Consider the following 17,266-nt stretch of genomic DNA (forward strand, 5'->3'; position numbering starts at 1 on the left):
GCGCAGGTTGGCTTGGGGGCAGACGAGGCTCACATGGATTACGGCGGGCTATGGCTGGATTGCCTTGGTCGTACCGATCGGCGTGGCGGCACCGGCCTATTTTTCCGGAACTCTCTCGTTCGGCGGCCTGATGGTTACAGTCGGTGCATTCAATCAGGTCCAATCCTCGCTACGCTGGTTTATTGATAATTTCAGTGTGATCGCAGATTGGCGAGCCACGTTGCTACGGGTTTCGAGTTTTCGACGGGCAGCGGCAGAAGATGACGAGGCAGGCGAGGAGAGCGATCGAATCGTCTTGGCGGAAGGAGATTCCGGACACTACCGCCTGGATCGTCTCGCCGTGTTCTTTCCAGGTGGAAGCACGCGACTGCGGGAGGAAAGCGCCAACCTCGAGGCCTGCGAGAGGGTGGCAATTCTCGGAGAGCGACGCAGTGGCAAGACATCGCTTTTTCGGGCCTTGGCCGGGCTTTGGCGGTGGGGATCGGGTACGGTAACCCGCCCGCGTGGAGAGGCGATCATGTATATGCCACGCACCCCTTATCTGCCGCCGGGCAGTTTACGAGAGGTTCTCGCCTACCCCGACCCCATACACCTCTTTGAGACCAGCGCTTACGAGACAGCTCTCAAGGAAGTTGGCTTGGCATCTCTCTTCCCCGCCCTCGATACATCAAAACGTTGGGATCGCGATCTGAATGAAGACGAGCAGCAAGCGGTCGCGTTCGCCCGCCTTGTGCTGCACAGGCCAGCCTGGATCATCATGGACGAAGTGCTGGATTCGGTAACGGGAGAGGCACATCGACGCTTCCTCCAGATCCTCAATGAGGATCTAAGACATAGCGGCGTCCTCCACATCGGCCGCAGTGAAGGGCACGATCATGTCTTCGGGAAGATCCTCCACCTCATTCTTGCAAGGACACCCGTCGAACCGACGGAGAAGGTGCACACCGCACCTGCATGATTGGCCGAGCACGAACACGTATAGCTCCCGCGAGCAGGCCCCCTATTTTTCTCCCATGAACCTTCAAACATCTGCAGTACCGCACTTGAACCCCGTTCCTTTGCGATAGATCAACGTCATCATCCCTGCTCCAATCAAAATAAGAAGACCATCGTGTCCGGGCCGGGCCGCTATAGCGGGCATCAAGAGTATTTTAGTCGGCTGAACAGGATGTCCATAGTCACTCAAGGCTGTCGTCCATGACGTTGCCATCCTCAAGACAGGCAGAACCCCAGCAAAGGAGAGGCCATTATGATCGAAGCCATCGTGGACCAATTTACGGCCGACCTGAGGACGTTGGCCTGGTTGATAACGCTTCTCGTCGCAGGCAGTCTGACTACCCTTGTCGTCTACAGGATCCTGCGCCGGCGCTGAGCCCTTTTCTCCCTGGACGGTAACCAGTCATGCCATATCCCACGACTGAAGATCTACCGCCCCTGTTGCGTGCGAGGTTGCCCTATCATACGCAGGAAATCTACCGGGCAGCGTTCAATCACGCATGGGAAAGCTATAGCCGGTGCACGCGAGACCGGCGCGAAGGGATGGCCCGCCGGGTCGCCTGGGCCACCGTCAAAACCAGATATTACAAGGATGGCGATTACTGGATCGAGCACGCATGACCGTCCTCTTCTTTCGAGCGCCTATTTCATGATTGCTCGTACCAAGGCACAGGACAGCATCATGGAAATCGAGACCTGAAAATCTCCCTCCGATTGCCTTCCAAATCAATTGCCAGTTCTGGTACCGAAACGATCATGCAGCAGCATCCCCAACGTCATTGCTGCCACAAATGGGAAGACTGGCGCCCGCCCCGTCGACAGTGCGGCTACCGCAGGTCCAGGACAAAATCCAGCAACGCCCCATCCCACGCCGAAGATCGCCGCCCCGAGAAGCAGCGGCCTATCGATCTTCGTATTTGTAGGAAGGTGGAAGCGATCATCCAGACATGGGCGGGATAAATGGCGTTGAAGGAAGACACCAGGAATCGCAACCATCGCCGCACCGGCGAGGACGAAAACCAGGCTCGGATCCCAATGACCGCTGGCAATATTCAAAAACCCAAGCACGCGGGCAGCATCGATCATTCCCGATATCGAAAGGCCCAAACCAAAAAGGGTGCCGGCCAGAAGCGAGATCGCCAGTCTAGGAATAGCCTGCGCCTTCATCGCACCAGCTCCGTCAGGGACGCGGTCAATATACCGGCCGTCAGGAGTATGACCGTCGCGGCAAGCGATCGGCGTGAAAAGCGAGCAAGGCCGATAATGCCATGACCGGAAGTACACCCCGATCCCATGCGCGTACCAAAACCGACCAGAAGGCCTGCAAGCATGACCCATGGCCATGATGCAGAAATCGTCATGGCCGGAAGGGAACCGTTCAAGCCTGCGAAGACGAGCGGGCCGAGAACCAGCCCCAGGACAAAGGCGCCGTTGTCAAGAACCCGCTGTCCAGCCAGAAGGCGGCCAACAATCCCACTGATGCCGGCGACCCTCCCATTGGCAATGAGCAGGAGCACGGCTGAAACACCGATCAACAGCCCACCAAACAACGCGTTCCAATAGGCAGTCATGACGTCCTTCCCGGTTGGTCCGGCCGTAAAGCGCCCCGCGAATGCAGGTTCATTCCATTCTCTTTCAAAGCTTCCATGCCGGTATGGAGCGAGCTCGCGCAGATGTGCAATGTGGCTGGCGCAAATGCAAGGCGAGGCGGGGAGACTTGGTCAATGAGCCATGAGGACGGGCAAGTCTGCCTTGTCGAGAACATGCTGGGTCAACCCGCCGAGGAAAGCCTGCCGCAAGCGGCTGTGAGTATAGGCTCCCATCACCAGAAGCGTCGCCGCGGCGTGATGGCAGGCTGCCAGGATCCTCTCGCCATCGCTTCCGGTAAAATCAGGCACCAGCGCCGCATTCTCCACGACCACGCCATGCCAGTGCAAATAATCCCCGAGATCCGCGATCCCGGCCTGCCGATCCTGTTCGGAGGGGATGGTAATGATCGAGATTTGCTCCGCCTCATGCAGCAACGAAATGGACTGGCCGACAACACGAGCGCCTTCCAGACTGCCATTCCAGGCGATGACGACATGCCGGAGAAGGTTGTCCGGCAATCGTTCCCCCAGCATCAACGCCGGCCGCCCCGATGAGAACACCGCCGCATCAAAAGCCGCGGCTTCGAAGGGACCTGCCTTGGCGGGATTGTCGACGATGATGAGATCACTGACTCGGCCGTTTAGCGCCACCAGCGTTTCAACATCGCCCCCTTTCTCATTCCAGGAGGCGAAGGTGGCATCCAGCCTTTGATTGGGCTGCATCGCAACCCGAGCACCGGCGCACCAGCGCTCGAAAGCCTGTTGTCCCGTTGTAGCGAGGGCCTTGGCTTCACAGGAGTCGTTGCATTGCGGCAGGATGCCGGCCGCACCGACCGGAAGGATCGAGGGCACCGCGATCTGCAGGTCGGGCCTGACATAGAGTGCATTGATATGGGCATGGGTGCGCTTGGCCAGCCCCAATGCAGCCTCGAGGCGGCGCTCGGGCCTCACGCCTGGGCCGGTTGGAACCAAAATGCAGCGAAGAGGCACGGCAAATCTCCTTGGGTGATCATCTTCTTCTAAGATCCGGATGGGATGCAGCATTGAGCTGAATCAAATTCCGCCACGCCCGCGGCTAAAACAGTGCGCGTTGCGGTGCGAATGCTCACCCTTGATCCGCATCAAGGTCGACCATCACCTCGTTGGCATAAGGTTCGGGCCTCTACTCGCCGATGCACCGGAACCTATGCGCAGCAGCCATGAACGAACTGACTTTCCCCCACACGCTTGTCAATCGCCCCTTCGACGAGTTGGCGATCGGAGATGCCGCAAGCCTGAAATGGACACTCCGCGATGACGACATCATGCTCTTCGCCGCGGCATCTGGCGACCTCGACCCAATGCATCCCGAGCCTACATATGCGGCCCGCTGCGTCTTCGGCCATGTCGGCACGCATGGCATGTGGACGACGGGATTGATCTCCACGCTCCTGGGCACGCAATTGCCAGGCCCGGGAACGATCTATCTCAGCCAGCAAACCGAGTTCCGTCACCCCGTCTCGGTTGGTGACACGGTAACGGCGACCGTGACGGTGCGTGACAAGAACCCCGAAAACTGCGCCGTCAGGCTGGCGACACGCTGCGTCGATCAAGTCGGGCGAGAGGTGCTCACCGGCGTGGCAACCGTCATCGCGCCGAGGGAAAAGCTCACGCTTGCCCCGACGGTGCTGCCATCCATACCGATCCAGCGTCAGCATCGCTTTGACCCCTTTCTGCGTAAAGCGCGCGCCTTGCCACCTCTCGTAACGGCCGTGGTCCATCCGTGCCAACCAGAAGCCATCCAGGCCGCGCTCGAGGCGCGCAATGAAGGATTGATCGATCCCATCCTGGTTGGACCCGAATCCAAGATCAGGGCTCTTGCCGACCTGGCTGGTTTGAGTGTGGACGGTGTGCGGATCGAGGCGACCGAACACAGCCATGCTGCCGCCGAACGGGCCGTCGCTCTGGCGGCCAGCGGCGAGGCGGCCGCCCTGATGAAGGGCAGCCTCCATACCGACGAGCTCCTCGGCGCAGTGGTTTCCCAACACTCCGGCCTGCGCACACAAAGGCGGATCAGCCATGCCTATGTCCTGGACGTGCCAGCCTATCCGAAGCCAATCGTCGTCACCGACGCGGCGATCAACATCGCTCCTAGCCTCGAGCACAAGCGTGACATCTGCCAGAATGCCATCGACCTGCTGCACACGCTCGGCATTGCCGAACCCAAGGTCGCGATTCTCGCCGCCGTCGAGACGGTGAATTCCGCCATGCCCGCGACGCTGGATGCGGCAGCACTGAGTGTCATGGCCATACGAGGCCAGATCACGGGGGCCAAACTCGATGGCCCGCTTGCCTTTGACAATGCCGTCGATCTGGTTGCTGCCCACATGAAGGGCATCGTCTCGCCGGTCGCCGGCCAGGCGGATATTTTGGTTGCTCCGGATCTCGAGGCCGGGAACATGCTGGCCAAGCAACTCATTTACCTGGGAGGAGCGGACGCAGCGGGCCTCGTTCTCGGTGCACGGGTTCCCATCATCCTCACCAGCAGATCGGACTCGCTAGGGGTCCGCCTTGCTTCGATCGCATTCGCCAAGCTTGTGGCCAAAGGAAGGTCTTCTCGATGACCGGCATTATCCTCACTTGCAATCCCGGTTCGTCCACGATCAAGCTCGGCCTGTTCATGCGCAAGGGCAACGCTGCCGAACGGCTCGGCATGGGCGTCATCGATCTTCGACGCAAGCCTCTCGGTCTCCATATCGTCGAAGGCCCCCAGGCCGTGGACATCCCCCTGAAAGCTAGGGACAGCGATGATTTTCACGACGTCATCGATGAGGCATTCGATGCGTTGGCCAAGCATTTTTCCCTTTCGGGTCTGACAGCCGTCGGTCATCGGGTCGTCCATGGCGGCGATACCTTCGCAGGGCCGACATTTGTCGACGATGTCACGTTGAACGCCGTCGAGGGATTGGTACCCCTGGCGCCTCTACATCAGCCCCAAAGTGTACGGCTGATCCGGGCCATCCGGCATCTGCGCCCCAATCTGCCGCAGATGGCTTCCTTCGACACGGCTTTCCATCACACGCAGGCCGACATCGTTCGACGTTTCGCGTTGCCGCGTGGTCTCTTCGACCAGGGGATCAAGCGCTATGGTTTCCACGGGCTGTCTTACAAGTTTATAGCCGGCAAATTGAAAGAGATTGCTCCGCGCCTGGCCGCGGGCCGCGTGGTGGTCGCTCATCTGGGAAGTGGTGCAAGCCTGTGTGCGCTCGCCAATGGCATCAGCCGCGACACTTCGATGGGTTTCTCTACCTTGGATGGCATTCCCATGGCCACCCGATGCGGAGCCCTGGATGCTGGCGTTCCCCTGCACCTGCTGAAGCAAGGTGGTTACTCGCTGGAGGCCCTGGAGGACTTGCTCTACCACCGTTCCGGCCTGCTTGGGCTTTCGGGCTTGAGCGCTGACACGCGTGACCTCCTCGCCAGCGACGCGGTCGAGGCAGCCGAGGCCATCGATCATTTCTGCTTACGCATCGCCCGGGAGATCTGTGCGCTGGCGACCACTGTCAGCGGGCTGGACGCCCTGGTCTTTACGGCCGGTATCGGCGAGAACCAGCCTCTGATCCGCGAGAAGGTGTGTGCCCACCTGGCCTGGCTCGGCCTCGATCTCGACCGACAGGCCAACGACCGGAACGCAAGGCGGATCAGCGCCGACACCAGCGAAATATGCGCCCTGGTCGTCGCGACCAGTGAGGAACAGGTCATCGCCGACGAGGTGCTGAGCCTTCTTGTCCAAGCAGAGCGGGCAGACGCTCCCGATCTTGCGACGGGGGAAACCGCAACCGCACTCGCCGATGGGCGCACCTATCCCTGATGGAGCGGCACCATGGCATCGACGGCATCACCCGAGCCGACGCGCGTTGACGCCACAGACGATGCCGCGTTCTGGACGCGCTCGCTGGAAGACTGCATCAGGACGTTGGACTGCGGCAGGAATGGTCTGACTTCGCAGGAGGCAGAAGCAAGGCTAGCGAGGTTCGGGCCCAACTCCGACAAGAAGGGCAAGCGGGAAACGGCGCTGCACGCAATCCTGCGCCGGCTACTGGAGCCTCTTTCGCTTATCCTTTTTGGTGCCGGGCTTGTCTCCATCGCGACTGGTGACGCTGTTGGCGGGGCAATTATCGTCACAATCCTGGTGATCTCCATCGGTTTGGATACTTTCCAGGAAGGACACGCAGCGGGGGCAGCCGATGATGAGGTATCTCACGGCGTGACCCTTGCTAAGCATAGGTCGCCCGGAGCGAGTTTGCGAGCATATGGCAAGCATTTGATCTGCATCAACCGCACCTCGCCCAAGTGAAGGTAACGAGAATGTATAGGCGCCCTCCGGCGCACAATTCATTCAGGAGCACCTTCCTTGCGCCAGCCCCTTCGCCTTTGTGTTCTCGCGGCTATTGTGGCCGCCGGATGTGCGACAAGCGGCATATCTTTGGCCGCGGACCAGAACATCGGCTTCGGTGAGCGTCTGCGCAGCATATGGAACAGGAATGGCAAGGCTGCCTTACCTGCCGATATTGCCTCCTCGAACGGACGCATCGAGGCCGAACATGTGTTGATCGCGGCGAAACTCGCGGGACGCGTAGCACAGGTCCTCGCCGAGGAAGGACGAACCGTCGAGGCAGGTTCCGTCGTCGCCCGCATGGATGTCTCCGACCTGCAGGCTCAGTTCGCCGGCACGCAGGCACAGGTCCGGCGCGCCGAAAAAACCATTGCGGAAGCCGAGGCGGCATTGGCACAGCGCGAAAGCGAACTCGTTCTCGCTCATCAGGAACTCGACCGCGCCTCCACCCTTGCCACGCGCGGCTACGGCACCACGCAGCAATTGGACCTGAGGCGCAGCCAGCTCAATGTTGCGGAGGCGGCAAAGAAAGCCGCCATCGCCAATCTCGACGAGGCCAATGCGGCGGCCGACGCCGCTCGGGCCGAGGTCGCCCGCGTCAGCTCACTCGTCGACGACGCCGTTCTGACAGCGCCGCGACGTGGCCGGGTCGAATACAAGTTGGTCCAGTCGGGCGAGGTCGTCGCAGCAGGCGCTCCGATCGTTACGCTCCTCGATTTGTCCGATGTCTATATGACCATCTTCCTGCCGTCGCGGGCTGCGGGACGCCTCGCCCTGGGCGACGAGGCCCGCATCATCCTCGACGCTGCACCCGATTACGTGGTCCCGGCCACCGTCAGTTTCGTTGCCACCGATGCTCAATTCACCCCCAAGGCGGTGGAGACGGCGGACGAGCGAGAAAAACTGATGTTCCGCGTCAAGCTGAAGATCGCACCGGCACTTTTGAAGCAGTACGAGGCCCAGGTTAAGACTGGTGTGCGTGGCGTCGCCTATGTGCGGACCAGGCAGACGGCGGCCTGGCCCGATTGGCTCGTGGCGAAGCTGCCGCAATGACCGAACCTGTCATCGAGTTGCGGGATGTCGTCCATCGCTATGGGCGCCATGAGGCTCTGAACAATGTTTCTCTGGCCATACCGGCTGGCTGCATGGCCGGCCTGATCGGCCCGGACGGTGTCGGCAAATCGACCCTGCTCGGCCTTGTTGCAGGGGTCACACGGATCCAGCAAGGCGAGATCCAGGTTCTGGGCGGCGACGTCCGTTCCACCGAGCAATTGCGCCTCAACCGCTCGCGCATTGCCTATATGCCGCAAGGGCTGGGCCGCAATCTCTACCCCACCTTGAGCGTGGCCGAGAACCTCGATTTCTTCGGCCGACTGTTCGGTCAGGACGCAGACGAACGTGGCGCGCGTATCGCTCGCTTGCTGGAAGTGACGGGCCTGTCGGCATTTCGCGATCGACCGGCAGCCAAATTGTCCGGTGGCATGAAGCAGAAACTTGGCATTTGCTCGGCCCTGATCCACGATCCCGAGTTGATCATTCTGGACGAGCCGACGACCGGGATCGATCCATTGTCGCGGCGCCAGTTCTGGAGCCTGATCGGGCACCTTCGGGAGGACACCCCCCGACTGAGCATCCTGGTTGCAACCGCCTATATGGAGGAGGCCGAGCATTTCGACTGGCTGGCTGCCCTCGATGCAGGACGCGTCATCGCGCAAGGCTCGCCAAACGACATCAAGCGGCAGGCCAATGCATCCAGCCTGGAGGCCGCTTTCGTTGCCTTGTTGCCCGGCGCCGGCGGCAGGGTCGAGCTGACGATTCCCCCGCGCCCCGCGGTCCCGGAAGGCAGTCCGGCGGCAATCGAGGCTTCGGGCCTTACCCGCCGTTTCGGTGATTTCACGGCCGTCGACCATGTCAGCTTCCGCATTGAAAAGGGCGAGATCTTCGGATTCCTCGGCTCCAATGGCTGCGGCAAGAGCACCACGATGAAGATGCTCACCGGGCTTCTGCCAGCGAGCGAGGGCGACGCACGACTATTCGGCCATCCATTGAATGCAGGCGACATGCAGACAAGGCGCCGCGTCGGCTACATGTCACAGGCCTTCTCGCTCTATGGAGAACTGACGGTTCGCCAAAACCTTGTCTTGCACGCCCAGCTCTTCGGCTTGGCGCGGGCTGAAATCGAACCGCGCGTGGCTGAAATGCTCGCTCGTTTCGATCTCCAATCGGTCGCCGACACCGGCCCGGAAAGCCTGCCTCTCGGAGTCCGCCAACGTTTGCAGCTCGCTGTGGCGGTGATCCATCGTCCCGAAATCCTGATCCTGGACGAACCCACCTCGGGCGTGGATCCAATGGCACGTGACGGATTCTGGCGCTTCTTGCTCTCGCTCTCGCGTGAAGAAGGCGTCACCATCTTCCTTTCCACGCATTTCATGAACGAGGCCGAGCGCTGCGACCGCATCTCCTTCATGCATCAAGGTAAAGTGCTTGCAATCGGAACACCGTCGGAATTGAAGGCACAGAGAGGCAAGTCGAACCTGGAGGACGCCTTCGTCGAAGTACTCGAGCAAGCCGGCATGGCAAGCTCGATCGGCAAGAGCCAGGCCATGGCTCCAGCGAAGGCGCCATCCGCCAGGGCAAGGCGTCTGGATGGGCGCAGGCTATGGGCCTACGCTCGTCGTGAAACACTGGAAATCTTGCGTGATCCACTGCGTCTCGCCTTTGCCCTGGTGGGGCCGGTCCTGCTTCTGCTCACCTTCGGATATGGCATCTCCTTCGACGTTGAGAAAATTCCCTATGCGGCTTTCGATCAGGATCAGTCCGCGCAGAGCCGGCAATTGCTCGAGAGCTTCGAAGGATCGCGTTATTTCGCCCAGCAGCCTGCCATCCGGTCAGCCGAGGAGCTCGAGACCAGGCTGCAGAGCGGAGAGCTGAAGCTGGCCATCGAGGTTCCCTCCGGTTTCGGCAAGGACCTGGTGCGCCGGATTCCCCCACAAGTCGGCGTCTGGCTGGATGGCGCCATGCCCTTTCGTGCAGAAACCACCCGCGGCTATGTCACCGGCCTGGCAATGAGCTACCTCACCGATGCGGATACAAGGCGTAACGGACGGGCCGCGCCTGCCTATCCGATCGGGATCGAGCCGCGTTTTCGATACAATCAGGCCTTTCTGAGCGCCAATGCCATCGTTCCGAGCGTGATCGTCTTGATCCTGGTGCTCATTCCCGCGGTGATGACGGCCCTGGGCATCGTCAAGGAGAAAGAGACCGGGTCGATCGCCAATTTCCAATCGACCCCGGTGACCAAGATCGAATTCCTTCTGGGTAAGCAATTGCCCTATGTCGCGATCGCCTTCATCAGTTGCCTGACCCTGATTATTCAGGCTGTCTATCTTTTCCAGGTCCCCCTGCGCGGATCGCTCTCCACCCTGCTGGCGGCGTCTTTCGCCTATGTATTGGCCACCACCGGTTTCGGCTTGTTCGTGTCCAGTTTCGTGCGCAGCCAGGTTGCAGCCATCTTCGCCACCGCGATCATCGCGATCATTCCCGCCGTCAACTTCTCCGGGCTGCTTGTGCCTGTCTCCTCCCTCTCCGGCGCGGGCCGCCTGATGGGTCTTGCCTTCCCGGCAGCATGGTATCAGCCCGTCAGCGTCGGCGTATTCGCCAAGGGGCTGGGGTTTTGGGACCTTTGGCCCAATCTCGTCGTCCTCTTGCTGTTCGGGCTGGTCTTCATCGCAGCATCAGTGCTCACGCTACGCAAAAGGGGAACATGACATGCGCCGTCTCACTACGATATGGCGGCTCGGCGTCAAGGAACTCTTCAGTCTGAAGGCTGATCCAGTCCTGGTTGCCTTGATCCTCTATACCTTTACCTTTGCCGTCTATACGGTTGCCACCAGCGCGACATTCGAGGTCAAGAATGCCTCCGTTGCCGTGGTCGATGAAGATCGCTCCATTTTGTCCCTTCGTCTGCGCGACGCTCTGCTCAAACCCTTTTTCGAAGAGCCGGTTCTCATCGGCGCCGATGACATCGATCGTACGATGAATGCCGGACGCTTCGTGTTCGTCGTCGAAATACCCCCGAACTTCGAGCAGGACGCTCTCGCAGGACGTCATTCCTCGGTTCAGCTCAACATCGACGCGACGGCCATGTCCCAAGCAGGAAACGGCGCCTCCTACATCCAGAGCATCATCAATGAGGAGGCACGCAAGGCCCTCCCCGGCGCCGACAGCCCGGCGCCGATCGACTTGGTGATCCGAGCCAAGTTCAATCCCAATCTGCAATCGGCCTGGTTCACGGCCGTGATGCAGGTGATCAACAACGTCACGATGCTGGCGGTCATCCTCACAGGCGCCGCGCTGATCCGCGAAAGAGAGCATGGCACGATCGAACATCTGCTCGTCATGCCGGTCACTCCTTTCGAAATCATGCTCGCCAAGATCTGGGCCAACGGCCTGGTCATCGTCGTTGCGGCCAGCCTCTCGCTGCTGATCGTCGTCGAGCGCCTTCTGGGCGTTCCCGTTGCAGGTTCGCTCGTCCTGTTCGTCGGGTCGAGCATCGTCTATCTGTTCTCAGTCACCGCGCTGGGCATCCTGATCTCCACAGTCTCCACCTCGATGGCGCAATTCGGGTTGCTCGTGATGCCGATCCTCATTGTCATGAACCTTCTTTCGGGAAGCACCACGCCGATGGAAAGCATGCCCGAATGGCTTCAGACGGCCATGCAGTTCACCCCCTCGCCTCATTTCGTCAGCCTGTCCCAGGCCATCCTTTATCGCGGCGCCGACCTTTCGATCATCTGGCCGCAACTCATGGCATTGGCGGCAATCGGTGGCGTCTTCTTCCTGGTCGCCAGCATACGCTTTCGCAAAGCACTCCTGGCAGCGCAGTGAAAGACTGCAACCGGACGATCGGGCTTCGAACCGAGGCTGCAGCCGCACCGGAGGCTTGCGAGGCGCCGGCCTACCAGGGCAATTGAATGCATAAGGTCCAGTCATTCTGGACGCCACGCAACATCTCATCCTGCTTCGCAGATAGGGGACCGCAAAAGGAGAAGGCGCTTTTCTCGGCATGCGGGGCTCGTGTCCACGCCCGCGCTCAACAAGCCTCGGCGCGGCCTTTATTCCCTATCGGTTCACGACGATCGCCCCCAGCTTCTGGGCCTCGCATAAGAGGCTGTATTTGACCCTCGTCGCCTGCAGGTCCCGATACCAGGTAACCAGATCGCCCCACGGATCATTGATCCTGCTCAGCCCCGAAAGGAAGGCCACCACCGTGCCTATTTCGATTTTCCCTATGACGACGAAATAGCCGCCAAGCGCCAGGATCGTAGTCACGCCCGGCTGAGTCATCAGGTTCATCAGGAAATTCATGGAGAATTTGAGCTTGTAGATTGCCATATTCTCCAGGAATCGTGTGGATACGCCTATATTGGCGACCATCGCCATCGATCGCGCCTCCAGCACCGACAATTGCACCGCTCATTTCACGCAGCAGGCCAACCCTCATCTGCACCCGCCGATTGATAGCGTTCTGCATGAGCGGCACGAAGCCGATCTGCGGAAAGAATACGAACACGACGACGAGCGCCATCAAGGGCTGCAGATAGAGCAGATATCCGACGACGGAAATCAGGACCCAGGCTTGCAAGACCGGTTCGGAAAAGGCTTCGCCAATCGGGTCCGCCTCATCCAGAACGATCGAAAGTTGAATACCCTCTGTCCGATCCGGCATCGGCTCAATTGTGGCCGCCTGCCCGATCGTGAATACGGACCGGCGTAATGCCCGGACAGCTTTTTCGCCAACCCAGTTCCTGTAGATGTTGAGGCAGAGTTTCACCAAGCCCTCTGCCACGCTGATGCCCAAATAGAGGCCCGCAAGCAGGAGGATGGGGCGGTAGACCTCGCCGCGCAATGCATCGTTGACGATCCGTCGCTGGCGACGATCCTTCCCTTCGCCACCGCGACGATCCGGCTGCAGACATTGCGCAGGCTATCGAGGTCATGGGTCACCATGAAGATCGTCAGCTTCATGGTGTGGTGAAGAACAGAAATCAGCGTGTCGAAATCACCAGCTCCGATCGGGTCGAGACCCGAAGTGGGCTCATCCAAAAAGACAATCTCCGGGTCGAGAGCCAACGCGCGAGCCAGCGCGACGCGCTTAGCCATACCGCCGGAAAGCTGAGCGGGATATTTATCGGCCGCATCCGCTGGCAATCCCACCGTCTTCAACTTGTACATGGCGAGTTCATCCATCAGATGATCGGAAAGATCGAGAAACTCGCGCATCGGCAATTGGATGTTCTCCCTCACCGTCAGCGAAGAAAACAGGGCACCCTGCTGAGACAGGATGCTGCATCGAAGGCCCAGATCCCGTTACCCACCAGCACCCAGCGCGTCGAGATTCTGTCCCAATATCTCAACGCTGCCGGCGCGCTTGGGCACAAGCCCCAGGATACTCCGCAGCAGGACGGATTTACCCGAGCCCGATGCTCCAATCAGACCAATGATCTCACCTTCGCGAATATCGAGGTCGAGGTGATCGAGAACGACCCTATCCCCAAAACCAACGACGAGGTCGCGTATCTTGATGGCAATCTTGGTATGCGGCAGGGACTGGATCATGGTCTTTCTTCCGACGCCCACGCCATGACGGCCCTAACCTCGACGGTGCCCCGTGAAAGACGTCCGCCTGACGCACCATTTCGGAGCGCGTGCAGGTTAGGATTTTGTCTGTCGATCGGTATCGATCTTCGTCAAAAATGAAAACCCGCGCTGGCATCCGTATTCCTGGCGATTGGGCCAACCACTATTTAGTATCCAAGCGGGAAGATGCTGCAGGACTGATCCGGTGCAGTGTTAAATTGCATTCGGCTCGAACGTGTGGCTTGGCCGGACGCATCCTTCGTCAGTCCAGCTCCTAGGCCAGGCCACAATTCCTCATGGTCAGAGCTATGATGGACGCCGGTGAAGAGCAGGATTTTCCCATCGGCGCCGGCCGCCGAGCCGCTATGGCGATACCTCGGGGGCCGATCGCCTGAGAATCTGACAATATCACACATGGTCTCCCCACGACGTCGACAAGATGCCTCGACAGTGATGCCCTTGCCTTTCTAGGCCTGGAACACGAACTCGGCTTTGATCCAGCGCAAGCCTGGCAAGTTCCCAGGTGACGGCTGCCGATAGGCCGATGCCGAGAGCGCGATACTCGCCCGCCGCATGCTTCCCTTGAGCCAGATCAACGCCATGGAAGCTCGAAAAAGCAAGTCTGCCACCATTCCGATCAAGACACGCCGAGGGCGCGGTCTCCCGCAATCAGGAGGACTCCATGAAAGCCGACATTTCCTCGACCCAGCCACTGGATGTTACGGCTTCGGTTCACCCGGACAGTTACAAGAACATCACCGTTCATCTCGATGGCAGTCCCCAAGACGAGGCTCGGATTTCCCACGGCGAGATGCTGGCGGCCAGTTTTGGAAGCCATCTCACCGGCCTTTTTACCTGCCTCCTCCCCGATATTTCGATTTACACCGGTGACATGGGCACCGCGGCCAGCATGGATATGGTGGATCAAATCCAGCAACGTGCCACTGCTGCGATCGAACAATTGCAACTGCGTTTCCAGCGCCTGTCCATCACCAACGAAATTCGACGCATCGAGGATGCCGCAGGGTGGTTATCCTCCCTTGTGGCAACACAGGTCAGAACCTCCGATCTGTTCATCGGCAGTTGCCCTCGCAAAGATGAAGCGGGAACCGATTGGAGACGGATGATCGAGGCCACGCTGTTCGAAAGCGGCCGGAGCGTCTATCTGGTGCCTCCTGAACAACAGCCCAGGCAGCCGATCCAGACCGTGCTCATTGGCTGGACCGACACCAAGGAGGCCGGGAGAGCCGTGGCGGAGGCGCTGCCGCTCCTCAAGCTTGCGACCCTTGCCAAGGTTGTGACGGTCAAGGAGGACGAGCAAGCAGAGAACCTCAACGAAGACGTGGATCTGGCGGATATTGCGACCTATCTGGCTCGGCACGGCGTGGAAACGGTCGTTGAAGCCCTTCCTCTCACCCAGGACGTAACGACCACGCTCCTGCAGGAGGCGCATCGCATCTCCGCAGATCTGATCGTTGCAGGCGCCTACGGGCATTCGCGCGTGAGGGAATGGATCATGGGCGGTACGACGGTTGAGCTCATCGAGAAGACCGATGTTCCGCTCCTGATGGCCCATTGATCGAGGCTGTCGAAAACCGAAACCTCCGCGCACCACGGCGCGGTCGGGAACATATGAGCGTCTGCCTTGGGCCAAATTGATGGTGCCGTACCGAACCTCGATCCTTGTTTATCTGAAGGCGATCTCATGGCTCGCGAACTCTCCGTAAAAGAACGACACGAAGCGATTGCGAAGAATGTGTCTAACCAACCAACATCGCCCGGTCCGTCTCGGATGGCTTCGGCAGCGCTCGCCACGATTCCCGCTATTGCGCTGCTGGCAGGATTGCTCGCTATCGCACTGGGGCAATCGCAGATCGCTCGGCTTCTATGGCTTGGGGGTACGGCGCCGGTCCTCGTCGTCCTCATAGTCACGATCTTGCGTGGACTGGCGCAGGGCAAGATCGGCCTGGACATCATTGCGGCTTTGGCAATGGCGGGAGCCATCGCGGGCGATGAAGCCCTCGCCGGCGTCGTCATCGCTCTGATGTTTGCCGGAGGCCAGGCCTTGGAGCAATTCGCGCAGGGCCGAGCCAGTTCCGCGATGACGGCCCTGCTCAGTCGCGTCGCTCGTAGCGCTCAACGCTATCAAAGTGGCAAGCTCCTGACGGTGCCGATCGAGTCATTATCGCCTGGTGATCGCATCTTGGTGCGCCCCGGCGATGTCCTGCCCGCCGATGGCTTACTGATCGGGCCAGATGCAACCTTGGACGAATCGGCCCTGACCGGGGAACCCATGCCTGTCCGAAGACCTGCAGGCGATGCACTTGCGAGCGGCGTTGTAAACGCAGGGTCCGCCTTCGATATGCGGGTTTCCAGGCCGGCACGAGAAAGCACATACGCCGCGATCCTTCGCCTGGTGGAAGGCGCTCGTCAATCCAAGGCCCCAATGGCGCGCATGGCCGATCGCTACGCCATCGGCTTCCTGATGCTGACCCTGGGGATGGCCGGGATGGCCTGGTGGATCTGGGCCTCCCCGCATCGCGCGCTCGCGGTCCTTGTGGTTGCCACCCCCTGTCCCCTCATCCTCGCCGTACCTGTCGCCCTCGTCGCTGGCATGTCGCGCTGCGCCGGGCGCGGTGTGATGGTCAAGACTGCCGGCACGCTCGAGGCGTTGGCCAGGATCCGCACGGTGTTGCTCGACAAGACGGGGACGTTGACTCGCGGCTATCCGTCGATCGCCGTGCTCGAGCCCGAGCCATCTGTGAGCGCCGAGCAACTCCTGCGCGTTGCCGGTTCGGTCGGTCAGGCGTCCCATCACGTCATGTCGCAGGCCCTGGTCGAGGAAGCGCGCCGGCGCAATATCAACCTCATTCCGCCGGGTGAGGCCCATGAAAGCGCGGGAGACGGCGTGGAAGGACTTGTCGAGGGGGCGCGCATCAGGATCGGGCGTCAGGACTTCGTCTTGCCTGGCGCTGGCGCGGAAAAGGCCTCCTCGATACCACTAGGCCACGCTGCCCTCTACATCTCCTCAGATGGACGTTATGTCGGCCGTGTTCTGTTCAAAGACGAGCTACGCCCGGATGCGCATTCAACCCTCGGTGCATTCCGTACCAATGGGATCGAGCGCATCGTCCTGCTGACCGGTGACCGCATCGACATTGCTCGGCCCATAGCGCGATCGCTTGGCCTGGACCATGTCATTGCGGATGCAACGCCCGAAGACAAGGTGGCCGCCGTGAAAGCGGAAAAGTGCCTTGCGCCCACCATGATGATCGGAGATGGCATCAATGACGCACCCGCCCTCGCATTCGCTGACGTTGGCGCCGCGCTCGGGGCACGAGGTGCAGTGGCCGCTTCCCAAGCGGCCGACGTCGTGGTGCTGGTCGATAAGCTCGAACGTGTCGCAGAAGCTGTTGCCATCGCCCGCCGAACCCGTCGGATTGCCCTGCAGAGCGTACTCATCGGCATGGGCCTCTCGCTGGTCGGCATGCTGAGCGCCGCCTTGGGTTATCTGGACCCTGTGGCTGGAGCATTGCTCCAGGAGGCGATCGACCTTGCCGTCGTGCTCAACGCCTTGCGGGCTTTGGGACCGGCATTGCGATCCGCTAGCGCGCCCGTGGCCGACTTGTCTGCGGCATGAGGCGAGCCGACGATCCTTCGTCCGGGA

At 60.4% G+C, this 17,266-nt stretch carries 16 protein-coding genes and 1 pseudogene; 12 read left to right on the forward strand and 5 right to left on the reverse strand.

Annotation, left to right across the window (positions count from 1 at the left end):
* Window positions 1–64 precede the first annotated feature (64 nt).
* The 3 genes from ACR9ZN_RS05320 to ACR9ZN_RS05330 all read left to right on the forward strand — a co-directional run bounded on the left by ACR9ZN_RS05320 (window position 65) and on the right by ACR9ZN_RS05330 (window position 1,617).
* A complete protein-coding gene (locus ACR9ZN_RS05320) occupies window positions 65–958 on the forward strand; it encodes an ATP-binding cassette domain-containing protein (protein WP_481271541.1) in 894 nt (297 codons plus the stop codon).
* A 291-nt stretch (window positions 959–1,249) separates the two neighbouring features.
* A complete protein-coding gene (locus ACR9ZN_RS05325; protein ID WP_454817313.1) occupies window positions 1,250–1,372 on the forward strand; it encodes a hypothetical protein in 123 nt (40 codons plus the stop codon).
* A 29-nt stretch (window positions 1,373–1,401) separates the two neighbouring features.
* Window positions 1,402–1,617: a ChaB family protein gene (locus tag ACR9ZN_RS05330; RefSeq protein ID WP_454817311.1), complete on the forward strand. Its 216-nt coding sequence runs from the start codon at window positions 1,402–1,404 to the stop codon at window positions 1,615–1,617.
* Between the two features lie 105 nt (window positions 1,618–1,722).
* Here ACR9ZN_RS05330 and ACR9ZN_RS05335 read toward each other — a convergent pair whose 3' ends face one another.
* The 3 genes from ACR9ZN_RS05335 to ACR9ZN_RS05345 all read right to left on the reverse strand — a co-directional run bounded on the left by ACR9ZN_RS05335 (window position 1,723) and on the right by ACR9ZN_RS05345 (window position 3,575).
* A complete protein-coding gene (locus ACR9ZN_RS05335) occupies window positions 1,723–2,163 on the reverse strand; it encodes a DUF6691 family protein (RefSeq protein ID WP_454817309.1) in 441 nt (146 codons plus the stop codon).
* Window positions 2,160–2,567, reverse strand: coding sequence for a YeeE/YedE family protein (locus tag ACR9ZN_RS05340; protein ID WP_481271542.1), 408 nt, complete (start codon window positions 2,565–2,567; stop codon window positions 2,160–2,162). The genes ACR9ZN_RS05335 and ACR9ZN_RS05340 overlap by 4 nt, the downstream gene beginning before the upstream one ends.
* A gap of 150 nt (window positions 2,568–2,717) precedes the next feature.
* A complete protein-coding gene (locus ACR9ZN_RS05345; protein WP_454817305.1) occupies window positions 2,718–3,575 on the reverse strand; it encodes a universal stress protein in 858 nt (285 codons plus the stop codon).
* Between the two features lie 209 nt (window positions 3,576–3,784).
* Here ACR9ZN_RS05345 and ACR9ZN_RS05350 point away from each other — a divergent pair, with 209 nt between their 5' ends.
* The 6 genes from ACR9ZN_RS05350 to ACR9ZN_RS05375 all read left to right on the forward strand — a co-directional run bounded on the left by ACR9ZN_RS05350 (window position 3,785) and on the right by ACR9ZN_RS05375 (window position 11,847).
* A complete protein-coding gene (locus ACR9ZN_RS05350) occupies window positions 3,785–5,188 on the forward strand; it encodes a bifunctional enoyl-CoA hydratase/phosphate acetyltransferase (RefSeq protein WP_481271543.1) in 1,404 nt (467 codons plus the stop codon).
* A complete protein-coding gene (locus ACR9ZN_RS05355; protein WP_481271544.1) occupies window positions 5,185–6,435 on the forward strand; it encodes an acetate/propionate family kinase in 1,251 nt (416 codons plus the stop codon). The genes ACR9ZN_RS05350 and ACR9ZN_RS05355 overlap by 4 nt, the downstream gene beginning before the upstream one ends.
* A 12-nt stretch (window positions 6,436–6,447) precedes the next feature.
* Window positions 6,448–6,921, forward strand: a complete 474-nt coding sequence (locus tag ACR9ZN_RS05360) for a cation-transporting P-type ATPase (RefSeq protein ID WP_454817299.1) — start codon at window positions 6,448–6,450, stop codon at window positions 6,919–6,921.
* Window positions 6,922–7,050: 129 nt separating this feature from the next.
* The gene (locus ACR9ZN_RS05365; protein WP_481271545.1) at window positions 7,051–8,013 is read left to right on the forward strand and encodes an HlyD family secretion protein; all 963 of its coding nucleotides are present in this window, start codon (window positions 7,051–7,053) and stop codon (window positions 8,011–8,013) included.
* Entirely contained in the window at window positions 8,010–10,727 is a 2,718-nt protein-coding gene (rbbA, locus tag ACR9ZN_RS05370; RefSeq protein ID WP_454817295.1) for a ribosome-associated ATPase/putative transporter RbbA, read from the forward strand. The genes ACR9ZN_RS05365 and rbbA overlap by 4 nt, the downstream gene beginning before the upstream one ends.
* 1 nt (window position 10,728) lies before the next feature.
* On the forward strand, window positions 10,729–11,847 hold the full coding sequence (locus ACR9ZN_RS05375; protein WP_481271546.1) for an ABC transporter permease: 1,119 nt from the start codon (window positions 10,729–10,731) through the stop codon (window positions 11,845–11,847).
* A 234-nt stretch (window positions 11,848–12,081) separates the two neighbouring features.
* Here ACR9ZN_RS05375 and ACR9ZN_RS05380 read toward each other — a convergent pair whose 3' ends face one another.
* Window positions 12,082–12,402, reverse strand: coding sequence for a hypothetical protein (locus tag ACR9ZN_RS05380; protein WP_481271547.1), 321 nt, complete (start codon window positions 12,400–12,402; stop codon window positions 12,082–12,084).
* Here ACR9ZN_RS05380 and ACR9ZN_RS05385 point away from each other — a divergent pair.
* Window positions 12,386–12,736, forward strand: a complete 351-nt coding sequence (locus ACR9ZN_RS05385; RefSeq protein ID WP_481271548.1) for a hypothetical protein — start codon at window positions 12,386–12,388, stop codon at window positions 12,734–12,736. The genes ACR9ZN_RS05380 and ACR9ZN_RS05385 overlap by 17 nt on opposite strands.
* A 155-nt stretch (window positions 12,737–12,891) precedes the next feature.
* Here the strand turns inward: ACR9ZN_RS05385 and ACR9ZN_RS05390 are convergent.
* Window positions 12,892–13,578, reverse strand: a pseudogene (locus tag ACR9ZN_RS05390) (ABC transporter ATP-binding protein); the annotation flags it as partial.
* Window positions 13,579–14,281: 703 nt separating this feature from the next.
* Here ACR9ZN_RS05390 and ACR9ZN_RS05395 point away from each other — a divergent pair.
* Together ACR9ZN_RS05395 and ACR9ZN_RS05400 are read left to right on the forward strand one after the other, a co-directional pair.
* Window positions 14,282–15,178 carry a universal stress protein gene (locus ACR9ZN_RS05395; RefSeq protein WP_481271549.1) on the forward strand — a complete coding sequence of 299 codons (897 nt, stop codon included), beginning with the start codon at window positions 14,282–14,284 and terminating at the stop codon, window positions 15,176–15,178.
* A gap of 126 nt (window positions 15,179–15,304) precedes the next feature.
* Window positions 15,305–17,239: a heavy metal translocating P-type ATPase gene (locus ACR9ZN_RS05400; protein ID WP_481271550.1), complete on the forward strand. Its 1,935-nt coding sequence runs from the start codon at window positions 15,305–15,307 to the stop codon at window positions 17,237–17,239.
* Window positions 17,240–17,266 lie beyond the last annotated feature (27 nt).

Source organism: Labrys sp. HAY1-8F, from assembly GCF_056754975.1.

Coding starts and splice junctions, on each gene's coding strand:
- rbbA (WP_454817295.1), top strand. CDS start 8,010: ATGACCGAACCTGTCATCGAGTTGCGGGATGTCGTCCATCGCTATGGG.
- ACR9ZN_RS05360 (WP_454817299.1), top strand. CDS start 6,448: ATGGCATCGACGGCATCACCCGAGCCGACGCGCGTTGACGCCACAGAC.
- ACR9ZN_RS05350 (WP_481271543.1), top strand. CDS start 3,785: ATGAACGAACTGACTTTCCCCCACACGCTTGTCAATCGCCCCTTCGAC.
- ACR9ZN_RS05330 (WP_454817311.1), top strand. CDS start 1,402: ATGCCATATCCCACGACTGAAGATCTACCGCCCCTGTTGCGTGCGAGG.
- ACR9ZN_RS05380 (WP_481271547.1), bottom strand. CDS start 12,402: ATGGCGATGGTCGCCAATATAGGCGTATCCACACGATTCCTGGAGAAT.
- ACR9ZN_RS05400 (WP_481271550.1), top strand. CDS start 15,305: ATGGCTCGCGAACTCTCCGTAAAAGAACGACACGAAGCGATTGCGAAG.
- ACR9ZN_RS05355 (WP_481271544.1), top strand. CDS start 5,185: ATGACCGGCATTATCCTCACTTGCAATCCCGGTTCGTCCACGATCAAG.
- ACR9ZN_RS05335 (WP_454817309.1), bottom strand. CDS start 2,163: ATGAAGGCGCAGGCTATTCCTAGACTGGCGATCTCGCTTCTGGCCGGC.
- ACR9ZN_RS05375 (WP_481271546.1), top strand. CDS start 10,729: ATGCGCCGTCTCACTACGATATGGCGGCTCGGCGTCAAGGAACTCTTC.
- ACR9ZN_RS05395 (WP_481271549.1), top strand. CDS start 14,282: ATGAAAGCCGACATTTCCTCGACCCAGCCACTGGATGTTACGGCTTCG.
- ACR9ZN_RS05325 (WP_454817313.1), top strand. CDS start 1,250: ATGATCGAAGCCATCGTGGACCAATTTACGGCCGACCTGAGGACGTTG.
- ACR9ZN_RS05340 (WP_481271542.1), bottom strand. CDS start 2,567: ATGACTGCCTATTGGAACGCGTTGTTTGGTGGGCTGTTGATCGGTGTT.